At 72.1% G+C, this 12,564-nt stretch carries 10 protein-coding genes; 3 read left to right on the forward strand and 7 right to left on the reverse strand.

Features of this window, described 5'->3' with window-relative positions:
- Window positions 1–271: 271 nt before the first annotated feature.
- Window positions 272–946, reverse strand: a complete 675-nt coding sequence (locus GEV10_29875) for a hypothetical protein (protein MQA82621.1) — start codon at window positions 944–946, stop codon at window positions 272–274.
- A 169-nt stretch (window positions 947–1,115) separates the two neighbouring features.
- Between GEV10_29875 and GEV10_29880 the strand changes: the two genes are divergently transcribed.
- From GEV10_29880 to GEV10_29890, 3 genes are all read left to right on the forward strand, one after another.
- Entirely contained in the window at window positions 1,116–2,561 is a 1,446-nt protein-coding gene (locus GEV10_29880) for an aminotransferase class I/II-fold pyridoxal phosphate-dependent enzyme (GenBank protein ID MQA82622.1), read from the forward strand.
- A 315-nt stretch (window positions 2,562–2,876) separates the two neighbouring features.
- Window positions 2,877–4,115: a glycosyltransferase gene (locus GEV10_29885; GenBank protein ID MQA82623.1), complete on the forward strand. Its 1,239-nt coding sequence runs from the start codon at window positions 2,877–2,879 to the stop codon at window positions 4,113–4,115.
- A gap of 127 nt (window positions 4,116–4,242) precedes the next feature.
- Window positions 4,243–5,139: a hypothetical protein gene (locus tag GEV10_29890; GenBank protein ID MQA82624.1), complete on the forward strand. Its 897-nt coding sequence runs from the start codon at window positions 4,243–4,245 to the stop codon at window positions 5,137–5,139.
- Here the strand turns inward: GEV10_29890 and GEV10_29895 are convergent.
- The 6 genes from GEV10_29895 to GEV10_29920 are packed head-to-tail and all read right to left on the reverse strand — an operon-like array spanning window position 5,132 to window position 12,168.
- On the reverse strand, window positions 5,132–6,160 hold the full coding sequence (locus GEV10_29895; GenBank protein ID MQA82625.1) for a TIGR03619 family F420-dependent LLM class oxidoreductase: 1,029 nt from the start codon (window positions 6,158–6,160) through the stop codon (window positions 5,132–5,134). The two genes, GEV10_29890 and GEV10_29895, sit on opposite strands and share 8 nt — an antisense overlap.
- Window positions 6,157–7,041, reverse strand: a complete 885-nt coding sequence (locus GEV10_29900) for an NAD-binding protein (protein MQA82626.1) — start codon at window positions 7,039–7,041, stop codon at window positions 6,157–6,159. The genes GEV10_29895 and GEV10_29900 overlap by 4 nt, the downstream gene beginning before the upstream one ends.
- 15 nt (window positions 7,042–7,056) lie before the next feature.
- Window positions 7,057–7,833, reverse strand: coding sequence for an MBL fold metallo-hydrolase (locus GEV10_29905; protein MQA82627.1), 777 nt, complete (start codon window positions 7,831–7,833; stop codon window positions 7,057–7,059).
- A gap of 2 nt (window positions 7,834–7,835) precedes the next feature.
- Complete coding sequence (locus tag GEV10_29910) at window positions 7,836–9,323, reverse strand: FAD-dependent oxidoreductase (GenBank protein ID MQA82628.1); 1,488 nt, start codon at window positions 9,321–9,323, stop codon at window positions 7,836–7,838.
- A 15-nt stretch (window positions 9,324–9,338) separates the two neighbouring features.
- A complete protein-coding gene (locus tag GEV10_29915) occupies window positions 9,339–10,664 on the reverse strand; it encodes an MFS transporter (GenBank protein MQA82629.1) in 1,326 nt (441 codons plus the stop codon).
- A gap of 49 nt (window positions 10,665–10,713) precedes the next feature.
- Window positions 10,714–12,168, reverse strand: a complete 1,455-nt coding sequence (locus GEV10_29920; protein ID MQA82630.1) for an aldehyde dehydrogenase family protein — start codon at window positions 12,166–12,168, stop codon at window positions 10,714–10,716.
- Window positions 12,169–12,564: the final 396 nt, after the last annotated feature.

The following is a 12,564-nucleotide window of genomic DNA, read 5'->3' on the forward strand; positions in this document are numbered from 1 at the left end:
CCGCTTCGAACGCCGGCCAGCACGGTCGGTACCACGGTCGAGTTCGGACATGATCAGATCCTCCGGGAGAGGTCGGAGAACCCGTCGGATGTTGTCTGATAGACACGCCGATCTGCGTCACGAAGTCAGGCGCAAAACAGACGTTCACCGAGTAGCGCATCGAACCTCCTCACATCGTCGACGGCTGTCACAGCGGAATCCCTCATCACCGTCTCACCAGCCGCTGACTGCGAAAGCAACGAGGTCTGATCGACGGGCGTCCGCTCCCTGGTCAGGGGCGGGGGCGCGCCGGGCTGACCACGAAGTACGGCAGCAGCAGCTGGGTGAGCGGCCCGATGCCGAACGCGTACAGCACCGTGGTGGCGCCGAGCGGGCCGCCGAGGAGCCAGCCGACGAGCAGGACGCTTCCCTCGATCAGGGTGCGCACCAGGCGCACGGACCGGCCGGTCGTGCGGACCAGGCCGGTCATCAGGCCGTCGCGCGGTCCGGGACCGAGCCGGGTGCCGACGTACGCGGCCGTCGCGACCGCGTTGAGCACGATCCCGCCGACGGCGAACGCGATCCTGACCGCGAGGTGCGACGGCGGGTCGATCAGGGCGAGGGTCAGGTCGACCGTCACCGCGATGACCACCGGGTTGCTCACGGTGCCGAGCCCGGGCCACTGGCGCAGCGGGATCCACAGCAGCAGCACCACGAGCGACGTCAGGAAGACGATCGTGCCGAAGCTGAGCCCGGTGCGGTCGACCACGCCCTGGTGCAGGACGTCCCACGGCCCCAGCCCCAGCGTCGCGCGGATCATCAGGCCCATCGAGAACCCGTACAGCGCCAGGCCCACGTACAGCTGGACGAGCCGGCGCGGCAGCCTGCCCTCGCGAAGTTGGGCGAGCGGGGAGGCGAGGGTGAGGTCGGCGCGGAGGGTGCCCGCCGACTCGGGTGGCTCGGTCACGAGGCGGCCTCCGAAGCGAGCATCGCAGCGACGCGACGTGCGCACGGCGACCAGGTGGACACCGAGCGGGGAGCGGAGCGGAGGAGGCCGCCAGGAAACACAGTCACAGGAGCCACTTTGCCTCGTGATTGGCCTGGTGATCCATAGCCAGTTGGGTAATAGTGGACCCATGGCTGCCGAACGAGCGATCGGTCCGCGGCGGCTCGTCGAGCTCCTCGGCGGGCTGCACGGCGCCGGTCCGGTCTACACCCGGCTCGCCCGCGGGGTGGAGCACCTGCTGCTCGACGGGCGGGTGCCGCCGCGCAGCCGCGTGCCAAGCGAACGCTCCCTCGCCACGGCGCTCGGCGTCAGTCGCACGACCGTCGCGGGGGCGTACGCCGAGCTGCGCGCACGCGGCTACCTGGAGAGCCGGCGCGGGTCCGGCAGCCGCACCACCCTGCCGAGCACCCCGCTCGACGACGAGCCCGCGTTCCTCCCCAGCACCGACCAGCGCAGCATCGACCTCGCCTGCGCGACCGTCCCCGCGCTCGCGGGCTTCACCCGGGCGGTCGAGGCCGCGGTCACCGACCTGCCGCGCTACACCGCGCAGCACGGCTACCAGCCGCACGGCCTGCCCGAGCTCCGTCAGGCGCTCGCCGACAGGTACACCGAGCGCGGCCTGGCGACCGGGCCCGAGCAGGTCATCGTCACGTCCGGCGCCCTCGCGGCACTCGACCTCGCCCTGCACCACTTCACCGGTCCCGGCGACCGCGTCCTCTGCGAGCACCCGACCTACCCGAACGCGCTGCGCAGCATCGAGCTCGCCGGCGCACGCGCGGTGCCCACCGCGGTCGACCCGACCGGTTGGGACGTCGCGATGGTCGAGGCAACCGTCCGCCAGGCCAACCCGCGGCTGGCGTACCTCATCCCCGACTTCCACAACCCCACCGGGCACCTGATGGACGACGCCACGCGCCAGCGGCTCGCCCGCGCACTCGGCTCGTCGGGCACGCCGACCGTCGTCGACGAGACGATGGTCGAGCTGTCGCTCGACGTCGACGAGGACGACATGCCCAGGCCGTTCGCGGCGTACGCACGGTCGAGCGGCGCGCCCGTCCTGCTGCTCGGCAGCGCGGGCAAGTCGTTCTGGGGCGGGCTGTCCATCGGCTGGCTGCGCGTGCCGCGCTCGCTCGTCGACCCGCTGCTCGTCACCAGGGCAGGCCTCAGCACCAGTACGCCGGTGCTCGACCAGCTCGTCCTCACCCACCTGATGGCAGACCGGCACGCGATGCTCGTCCCGCGGCGCGCGGAGCTGCGGGCCCAGCGCGACCACCTCGCCGCCGCCCTGCGCCGCGACCTGCCCGACTGGGAGTTCCACCCGCCCGCCGGCGGGCTGACCCTGTGGTGCGCGCTCCCCCACCCGGTCACGACGGCGCTGACGGCGCTCGCCGCCCGGCAGGACGTCCTGCTCGCGCCCGGGCCGAGGTTCGGCATCGGCGCCTCGTTCGAACGGTTCCTGCGCCTGCCGTTCACGTTGCCCACGGACCAGATCGACGACGCCGTCGAGCGCATCGGCTGGGCCTACCACGCCGCCGCGGCCGGCAGCAGCCCGCAGGTGGAGACCTTCGTCGCGTAGCGCGATCTGCCAGCCCATGCCGGCGTGTCCGGGCTGTCCGGTGTTCGAGCGAACGTCGCGTCCGATACAAGCTGTCACGGCTCGTGTCGTTTCGGTGCCTCAACGCACAGAGGGTGTTTCCCAGGGACACTTTCGCGCGCACTATGGTCGCGATGAGCGCCCGCCCCCCAGTGCGCCCGCCCCGATGCGCGTACGTCCAGCATGTGGTCGCCGGCCCCGCCGACGTCGCTTCACACGCGCCGCGCGCCCGGCGGCGTTGCGTACTGACAGGGCATCCCGCTCGTCGGCCTCGCGACGAACGGAAGGCATAGGGCCGTGCGGATCCTCCATGTCAACAGGTACCTCCACCGTCGTGGCTTCGCGGACGCGTACGCCGAGGATCTCGCCCAGCTGCAGCACGTCGCCGGTCACGAGGTGACGTTCTTCGGGATGCGGCACCCGGCCAACCGCACCTACCAGTACGAGCGCAGCTTCCCGTCGCACGTCGAGCTCGACCCCGGCCGTGCCGGGCCCGTCGACAAGGTCAAGGGGGTCGGCCGCGCGACCTGGTCGCCGTCGGCGTCCCACGGAATGGACGACGTCCTCGCCGACTTCCAGCCCGATGTCGTGCACCTGCACGACGTGTACGGCGAGCTGTCGCCGTCGGTGCTGAGGCCGGTCGCGAAGCGCGGCATCCCCGCGATCATGACGCTGCACGACTACACCCTCGCGTGCCCGACGCACGAGCTGATGGACCACGGCACGCCGTGCACCGCCTGCATCACCGGCGGTCCGATGCAGGCGGTACGCCGCCGCTGCGGCAGCTCGCTCGCGCGCAGCACGGCCGCCGCGATCCGCACCTCGCTGCACCGCATGACCCACGCGTACGCGCCGGTGCACAGATTCCTGTGCCCCAGCTGGTTCCTCGCCGATGTGATGCGGTCGGCGAACGTCTTCCCGTACCGCCTGCACGTGCAGGAGTACTTCGTCGACACCGACGCGATCGTGCCCGGGCACCTGCCGGGTGACGACGCCGTCTACCACGGTCCGCTGACCCCTGACCGGGGAGTCGACGTGCTCGTCCGCGCCTGGCCGCAGGTGCCGGGCGGAGCCCACCTCCATGTCGTCGGCGACGGCCAGGAACGCGCGACGCTCGAGGCACTGGCGGAGGAGCTCGCGCCGGGCCGCGTGACGTTCCACGGGGAGCTCGACACGGCGAAGGCCCACGGCCTGATCCGCGGCGCCGTCTGCGTCGTATCTCCCTCGGTGGCGCACGACAGCCAGGCATCGTCGGTGCTCGAGGCGTTCGCGTGCGGACGCCCCGTCGTGGCCACGAGGCTCGGCGCCCTGCCCGAGGTGGTCGATCCGGGCATCGACGGCGAGCTCGTCGCACCCGGCGACCCGGCGGCCCTCGCGGACGCGATCGCGTCGCTGCTCGCGGCACCCGAGCGCGCGGCCGACATGGGCGACGCCGCCAGGGCCAAGGCCGAGCGCCGGTTCGCACCGGCCGTCCACGCCGACGCGATCGAGCATCACTACGAGGACGTGCGCGACCGCGTCCGCATCGGCGCCTGACCCATCGCACCGCCGCCCGTCCTGCTGGGTCGGGTCTCGGAGGCGACGGACCGTAGCCACCGGCTCACCTGCGCGCCGCGACGTGGGTGGACGACTACCGGGCTCTGGCAGTGTGATCACGGAACGGATGACGGCGCGACCGAGGAGGGTGATGGGCCCCGCTGACCCGCCCGTCTTCGTGGTCGGCGCTCCCCGTTCCGGTGCCTCGTTCCTCTACAAGCTGTTGTGCCTGCACCCCGACAGCACCTGGGTCTCCAACTGGGTCGGCCGCAGGCCGTACCTCGGCCCGCTGGCCTCGCTCAACCGCCTCGCCGCGCGCGCCCACCGGATGCGCCACTCTGCGTGGTTCCGTTCGGACGACCGCACACCGCTCGCGCGCGCGTTTCCGCGGCCCGTCGAGAGCGGGTCGCTGTTCTCGGCGTACGACGTGCCGGAGGCCAGCGACGCGGTCGAGGCGACGCGCAGGCAGACCTCGCTGCGCCGCGCCGTCGGCGACCTCGCGCGGTTCGGCGGCGGGCGGGTGTTCGTGAGCAGGCAGGCGGCACACGGCAGGCGGCTCCCGCTGCTCCACGCGATCTTCCCGCGGGCCAGGATCGTCGTCGTCCACCGCGACGGCCGGGCCGTCGCCGAGTCGCTGAGCCGTACCGACTGGTGGCCTGGCTCGCACGTCTGGTGGTTCGGCGACACCCCGCTCGCCTGGGAGGAGAAGGGCGGCGACCCCTGGGACCTGTGCGCCAGGCACTGGGTGCGCGAGGTCGAGGCGATCGAGCACGGCCTGGCTCGGCTGCCCTCGGCGGCGGTGCTGCACGTGCGCTACGAGGACTTCACCGCCGACCCGGCCGCGACGCTCGACGGAGTCGGCGAGTTCGTCGGCATGCCGGCCGGCCGCCGGTGGCGCCGGGCCGTCGGCCGGGTCGACCTGCCCGTCGCCGACGACGGCTGGCGGGCACGGCTCGGCAGCGCCGCCGCACGTGTCGAGGACGTCCAGGCCGGCTGGCTGCGCAAGTACGAGTACCTCAGCTGAGCAGCGGCCGCAGGTCCGTCGCGATCGCCTCGAGGTGCTCGGTCGTGTCGTTGATCGGCGTGAACAGGTAGCCGTCGACCCGCGGCAGTGACGCCGACTGCGCGCGGATGCGCTCGGCGATCTCCTCCGGCGTGCCGATGAGATACGTCGCCCGCGCGTCGTCGAAGTCCCCGGGGAAGTACCTGGCGAGCACGCGTTCGCAGGCGCGCCGCTCGGCGTCGTTCCTGACGATCGCGATCCAGTGCGCGTAGACGACGTCGATGTCGCCCGGGTCGCGACCGGCGGCGCCGGCGGCCTCCGCCACGACGTCCCAGCCCTGGGCGAGCTGCGCCGGATCGAGCTGACGCTTGTGCCCCGCCGAGTACGTCAGCGGCACCCACCCGTCGGCCACCCGGCCGACGCGTTCGAGCGCGCGCACCTGCGCGCCGCCGATCCTGCCCGACCAGGTGACGGCGTCGTCCGGCGCGAACGAGCCGAGCCAGACCGGCGGTCCCGGCCGCTGCACCGGCCTGGGCAGCACGGTGACGCCGTCGAGCGACCAGAAGTCGCCGTCCGCGGTGACGGGCTCGCCGGTCCACAGCCGCCTGGTGAGGTCGAGCCCCTCCTCCAGCTGCGCGCCGCGACGCCTGCGGTCGACCCCGAGCATCTGCAGCTCGGGCTCGCTCCAGCCGGAGCCGGCACCGAACACGAACCGCCCGCCCGACAGCACGTCGAGGCTCGCGGTGAGCTTGGCCATGACCGCCGGATGCCGGAACGGGACGACGGCGACGAGTGTCGCCAGGCGCAACCGCGTGGTGCGCGCACCGACCGCCGCGAGCATGAGGAACGGGTCGACCATCGTCGACTCGTACACCGAGAGCCCGCCCTTGCGCGCGGCGGCGAGCAACCGGTCGAGCACGAACAGCACGTCGTAGTCGAGCCGTTCCGCCTCGACGGCCCACTCGACGGCCTGCTGCGTCTGGCCGACCGCGTCGTCGCCGAGCCACGTGGGCGGCCGGACGCCGAAGTATGGCTTCCTCATCCGTCCGCCCACTTCTGGTACAGGCGCAGCAGGGCGACGATGTCGTCGTCGGCGAGGCCCTCGGCGAGCGCGAGCGCGTACATCTGGCGCGCCGTGGCGGCGGACGGCGCGGGCACGCCCACCTGGCGGGCGAGCTCCAGGCCGAGACCGAGGTCCTTCTCCCCCAGGCGCATCGTGAACCCCGGCGAGAAGTCGCCGGTCAGCGCCTTGGGGAACCGCTTGGTGAAGTGGTGCGAACGCCCGCCGCTCACCGACAGGACGTCGTACAGCCGCTGCGGGTCCATGCCCGCCGCGACGCCGACGGCGAACGCCTCGGCCGCGACGAGCACGTTGCCCATCGACATCAGGTTGTTGACGAGCTTGACGACCTTCCCCGTGCCGACCGGGCCGGTGTGCGAGACCGAGCCGACGTCCTCGAGCAGCGGGCGTGCCGCCTCGAGATCGTCGTCGGCCGCGCCGACGATCAGCGACAGCGTGCCGTCGCGCGCCTCGGCGGGACCGCCGCTCACGGCGCAGTCGAGCACCCGCAGGTCGACCTCGCGGGCGGATGCGGCGACGTCGCGCATCGTCTCGGGGTCGATCGTGCTCAGCTCCACCGCGAACGAGCCGGGCGCGGCGCACGCGACGAGGCCGTCGTCACCCGTCCACACCGACCGCACCACCCTGGCATCGGGCAGGCTCGTGACGATCGCGGCAGCGCCCGACACCGCGTCGGCGAACACGCCGGTCACCCGCGCGCCGGCGTCGGCCGCGCGACCGCGTGCCGCCGGGTCGAGGTCGAAGCCGACCACGTCGTGTCCCTTGTCGACGAGGTTGGCCGCGACCGACCCGCCGATGTTGCCGAGCCCGACGACGCACACCGGGTCGATGCTGCTGGCCATCAGTCCGTCCTCTCCTTACGCGACGCGTACCGCGACGCCGTCGAGCCCGTCGACCGCGTCGAACCTGCGGAGCACGTCGGGATCGTGCCCGGGGACGACGAGGTCGGGCGTGCTCGCCAGCGCGCGCATCGCGTCGAACGTGTCGTACATCGCCGGCAGCTCGGTGAAGATGCCGAACGGCGCGTCGTTCTCGACGTTGCCGTAGAGGTGGGTCGCGTCCGCGGCGAGCACGACGGTGCCCTTCGCGGTCTCGACGCTCACGACCTGCAGCCCCGCGGTGTGCCCGCCCATGTGGTGCACGCGCACGCCGGGCACCAGCTCGTGCTCGCCGTCGACGAACAGCATCCGGCCGTCGAGACCGAACCTGACGAGCCGCTCGATGTCGTCGCGCTCGATCAGCCGGCGGAACTCCTTGCGCCACGCGTACTTCCCGGTCCAGAAGGCCATCTCGCGCTCCTGCACGACGAACCGCGCGTCGCCGAACGCCTCGACGTCACCGACGTGGTCGTAGTGGAAGTGCGACAGCACGACGTACGGCACCGACGCGCAGTCGGTGTCGAGCAGCGCGAGCGCTTCCGACGGCGCGCGGAAGTGCGTGCGCTTGCGTCGTGCGGCCGTCTCCGCGGTGAACCCCGCGTCGACGACGATGTCCTGGTCGGGTGAGCGGACGAGCCAGACGTAGTAGTCGAGCTGCATCGGCTCGTCGCGCGGCTCGGCCGCGGAACCGTGGAAGTACTCCCCGCGCGAGCCGTGCGGGTGCTCGGCGAACTTGACCGCGTAGACCTCGTGCATCCTTACCGCTCCCTTCGTGCGGCGCTCGTGCCGGCGATGCGGCCGAACACCGCGCCGCGCACGAGTCCCGCGCCGCCCGGGTAGTTGTGGTGGAAGAACTCCCCCGCGATCTCGCCGGTCGCGTACAGGCCGGGCATCGCGCGTCCCTCGGTGTCGAGCACGCGCGCGTCACCGTCGATCTTCAGCCCGCCGTAGGTGAACGTGATGCCGCACGTCACCGGGTACGCGACGAACGGCGGCTCGTCGATCGCCTGCGCCCAGTTCGACTTGCGCGGCTGGCCCGCCGGCTCGGCCGCCACGCCGTCGAGTGTGAACGGGTCGAACCGGTCGACCGCGTCGGGCGCGACGGACGCGTTGTAGGCGTCCAGCGTCTCGACCAGCCGTCCGGCCGGCACGTCGAGCCGCTCGGCCAGCTCCTCGACGGTGGCGGCCTGCACCGGCGTGCCGGTGCGGTACCTCGGCTCGAGCAGGTGCAGTGTCTTCTGGTCGAACACCTGGTACGCGACGCCCTCCGGCTGCGCGAGGATCGCGCTGCCGGTCTTGGCGTAGATGAGCCAGACCTGGTCCTCGCCCTCGTCCACGAACCGCTCCGCCCCGCGGTTCACGAGCACGGCGTAGGGGAACGAGTAGCGGCTGAGCTTGTCGGTGAGGCGGAGGTCGCCGACCGGCGGGTGCGCGGCGTCCTGCGGGCTCGCGTGGCAGCCGCCCCAGTGGCCCGCGGGCTGGGCGCCACTGAGCAGCGCCTGGGTGAGCATCGTCCCCATGTTGAACCTGGTGCCGCGCACCTTGACGAGGTCCCAGCCAGGTCCGAGGTAGCGCAGCCGCATCTCAGGGTTGGCCTCGAAGCCGCCGCTCGCGAGGACGACCGTGCCGCGTACCTCCTCCACATGGTCGCGGTGCCGCACCGCGACACCGTCGACCGTGGACCCGCGGGTCAGCAGGCCCGCGGCCGGCGACTCGTACCTGACCTCGATGCCCGCGCTCTCGACCGCGGCGTAGAGGCGTTCGACGAGCCCCACGCCTTCGCCCCGCGCGCGGATCGCGCCACCCGGCGGCAGCTCGTAGACACGGTCGATCTTGTCGAGGTCGAACAGCTTGTCGGCCGTGAGCTCCCATTCGACGCCGCGCTGCCGCATCCATTCGAGGGTCTCGTACGAGCCGTCGACGACCGTGTGCACGAGGTCGAGCGGCGGGCGTCCCGCCGACGTCGAGAGCCAGTCGTCGATGTACCGCTCGCGCGGGTACGGCGCCACCGCCACCTTGTCGAGGTACCGCTCGTTCGACTCGTGCAGCAGGGGCCGGATCGAGTCGAGACCCTGGTGTGCCGTGCGGAAGATGCCGCCGGAGAACCTGCTGTTCCCGCCGCGCTCCTCCTCCGGTGCCGCCTCGAGCACGACGACGCGGGCGCCTTGTTCGTGCGCGGTGAGCGCGGCGACCAGGCCGGCGTTGCCCGCTCCTACGACGACGACATCGGCTTCGGTCGTGGACAACCGTGCTCCTTCTTCCTAGGTGGTCGGCGCGGGGCGGGTCCCCGCGTCCGGTCGGCTCGACGTCCGCACGTCGTCGAGCTGCAGGCGGGAGGTCTCGGGCGCGAGGTACGCGGCGAGCGCGCTGATCAGCGCGACCAAGGCCATGTAGCCGGCGAACAGCCACGGCCGGCCGCCGAGCGCGGCCACGAGAGCCGTCGCGATGATCGGCAGCGGGCCGCCGAACAGCGCTCCCGCGACCTGGTAGCCGAGCGAGAGGCCGGTGTACCTGACCGACGTCGGGAAGAGCTCGGAGAAGAAGCTCGCCTGCGTCCCGTACACCGCGGAGTGGCCGACGCCGAGGCAGACGGCGATGCCGACGAACAGCAGCACCGGGTTGCCGGTGTCGGCGAGCAGGAAGAACGGGAAGGCGCACAGCGCGAGGAACAGCAGGCCGATGATGTAGACGGGCCGCCGGCCGACGTGGTCGGACAGCAACGCGAACGCGGGCAGCGTGAAGGTCTCGACGAGCGCGGCGACACTGACCGCGACGAGCACCGTGCTGCTCGAGAACTCCAGCTGCGTCGTCGCGTACGCGAGGATGAACGTGGCGAACGTGTAGAAGTACGTGTTCGGCGCGATGTGCGCGGCGATGAGGATCAGCAGCCGCCGCGGGTGGCGCTGCAGCACCTCGAAGAGCGGCACGCGCACGACCGCCTGCTGCTCCTTCGCGTCGACGAACGCCGGGCTCTCGACGATCTTCAGCCGGATCACGAGACCGACGACCACGAGGACGAAGCTCAGCAGGAACGGGATACGCCAGCCCCAGGCGAGGAAGGCCTCCTCGGACATCGTCGTGAAGGCGTAGAACACGGCGGTGCCGAGCACGAGTCCGCCCGGCACGCCCATCTGCGGCCAAGCCGCGCCGAGCCCGCGCCTGCCCTCACGTGCGTGCTCGACCGCCATCACCACGGCGCCGCCGTACTCGCCGCCGACGGCGAGCCCCTGGATGATCCGCAGCACCACGAGCAGGATCGGCGCCGACACACCGACCGCCGCGTACGTCGGCAGCACGCCGACGAGCATGGTCGCGACGCCCATCCCCACGACGGTGATGACGAGCATCGTCTTGCGGCTGACCCGGTCACCGAAGTGGCCCGCGAGCACCCCGCCCACCGGACGCGCGAGCCAGCCGGTCGCGAACGTCGCGAACGCCAGCAGCGTGCCCGCGGTCGGCGAGAACCCGGGGAAGAAGAGCTTGTTGAGGACGAGCGCGGCGGCGGTGCCGTAGACGAAGAAGTCGTACCACTCCACCGTCGTGCCGATCAGGGTCGCTACCGCGACTCGACGGCTCTGGCGAGACATGGTTACCTCCCGGCGTGCGGGTGCGTGCTCCCCCGGTTCTGGTCTCCTGTCAGGTGCGGATCGAGAACGGGTCGCGGGCGGCTCCGGAGTAGTCGATCATCACGTTCTGCACGTACGTGTACTCCAGCAGCGCGTCCTCGCCGCGCTCGCGGCCGTACCCGCTGCGCTTGGTGCCGCCGAACGGCGCCTGCGCCGCGTTGGTGCGGTACGTGTTGACCCACACCGAGCCCGTCTCGAGCTGCTCGACCACCCGGTGCGCCCGGTCGATGTCCCTCGTCCACACCCCGGCGGCGAGCCCGTACTCGACGCTGTTCGCGATCTCGACGGCCTCCTGCTCCTCGGCGAACGGGATGATCGACAGCACGGGCCCGAAGATCTCCTCGTACGCGATGCGCATGTCGGGCGTGACGTCGGCGAAGACCGTGGGCCGGATGAAGAGCCCGTTCCCGAGACCGTCGCCCTTCGCGGCCTCCCCGCCCGCGAGCAGGCGTCCGCCCTCGTCGCGGCCGGCGGCGATGAGGCCGAGGATCCGGTCGAACTGCGGGCGGTTGGCGACCGGCCCCATCTCGGTGTCGGGGTCGAGCGGGTCGCCGAGCCTGATCCGCCCGGCCCGCGCGGCGACCTCCTCGACCACCCGGTCGTACACGCCGCGCTGGACGAGCAGGCGCGACCCGGCGATGCAGGTCTGGCCCGCCGCGGCGAAGATGCCCGCGATCGCACCGACGACGGCGCGGTCGACGTCGGCGTCGTCGAAGATGATGTTCGGGGACTTGCCGCCGAGCTCCAGGGTGAGCGGCACGAGGCGGCGGCTGGCGTTCTCGGCCACCCGCGCGCCGGTGGACGTGCCGCCGGTGAAGCTGATCTTGTCGATGTCCGGGTGGCTCGTGAGTGCGTCGCCCACCTCGCCGGCGCCCGCCACGACGTTGACGACGCCCGGCGGCAGGCCGGCCTCGACGGCGAGTCGGCCGAACTCGCACGTGGTGACCGACGCGTGCTCCGACGGCTTGACGACGACGGTGTTGCCCGCGGCGAGCGCGGCGGGCAGCTTGTTGGCGAGCAGCGCGATCGGCGAGTTCCAGGCGGTGACGATGGCGGCGACGCCGAACGGCTTGCGCCGGGTGAAGTCGAACATCCCCGGCCGGTCGAGCGGGATGGTGCGACCGTAGATCTTGTCGGCGTACCCGGCGAAGAACCTGAGGTTGCGCGACGCGAAGCCCATCTGGTTGCGGGTCTCGCGGATCACCTTGCCGTTGTCGGTCGACTCCAGGCGCGCCATCTCGTCGGCCTCGCCGTCGAGCGCGTCGGCGAGGGCGTTCATCAGGCGGGCGCGCTCCACGCCTGGCGTGTTCCGCCAGGTCTCGCCGAACGCCCGGCGCGCCGCGTCGACCGCCGTGCCGACGTCGTCGACGGACGCCTGCGCCACGGTCGCCCACGCCTCGCCCGTGTACGGGTTGGAGGTCTCGAACCGCGCGTCGCCGTCCACCAGCCGGCCGTCGACCACCATCGGCGCGTGCCGCACTCGCCTCACCCCTTCGGCATTGGATGCAGTTTGCACCCAATCCCGGAGGCCTGTAAAGAACACCAGGTGAGGGCCAGGTTCCCACCGGGCCCTGTTGCTCCCGTTGATCACGTTCATTCGAAAAGAGCGGCGGCCAGGGACCCCGTGAGGGGCACCCTCACCGCGCCAGGACACGGTGAGGGTGCCCCTCACGGGCCTGGCCGTGGCGCGTGCCTGAGGCGAATGATCATGTTCAGTTGGTGAACACGTCCTTCCCATGGCCCATGCGCCATGGGAAGGACGTACTCACCATGGGAAGCCGGCGCACCGGCCACGACTAGGGACCCAGCGGGGGGTGGTGGTCACCTTTCACCCGTAGGGGATGGCCCGCCAGGGTCCTCC

The organism is Streptosporangiales bacterium (assembly GCA_009379955.1).
Classification (GTDB): Bacteria; Actinomycetota; Actinomycetes; order Streptosporangiales; family WHST01; genus WHST01.

What these genes read in the sequence shown, in the direction of transcription:
- GEV10_29880 (MQA82622.1), top strand. Translation starts at nt 1,116, where the DNA reads ATGGCTGCCGAACGAGCGATCGGTCCGCGGCGGCTCGTCGAGCTCCTC.
- GEV10_29890 (MQA82624.1), top strand. Translation starts at nt 4,243, where the DNA reads ATGACGGCGCGACCGAGGAGGGTGATGGGCCCCGCTGACCCGCCCGTC.
- GEV10_29895 (MQA82625.1), bottom strand. Translation starts at nt 6,160, where the DNA reads ATGAGGAAGCCATACTTCGGCGTCCGGCCGCCCACGTGGCTCGGCGAC.
- GEV10_29900 (MQA82626.1), bottom strand. Translation starts at nt 7,041, where the DNA reads ATGGCCAGCAGCATCGACCCGGTGTGCGTCGTCGGGCTCGGCAACATC.
- GEV10_29905 (MQA82627.1), bottom strand. Translation starts at nt 7,833, where the DNA reads ATGCACGAGGTCTACGCGGTCAAGTTCGCCGAGCACCCGCACGGCTCG.
- GEV10_29915 (MQA82629.1), bottom strand. Translation starts at nt 10,664, where the DNA reads ATGTCTCGCCAGAGCCGTCGAGTCGCGGTAGCGACCCTGATCGGCACG.
- GEV10_29920 (MQA82630.1), bottom strand. Translation starts at nt 12,168, where the DNA reads ATGGTGGTCGACGGCCGGCTGGTGGACGGCGACGCGCGGTTCGAGACC.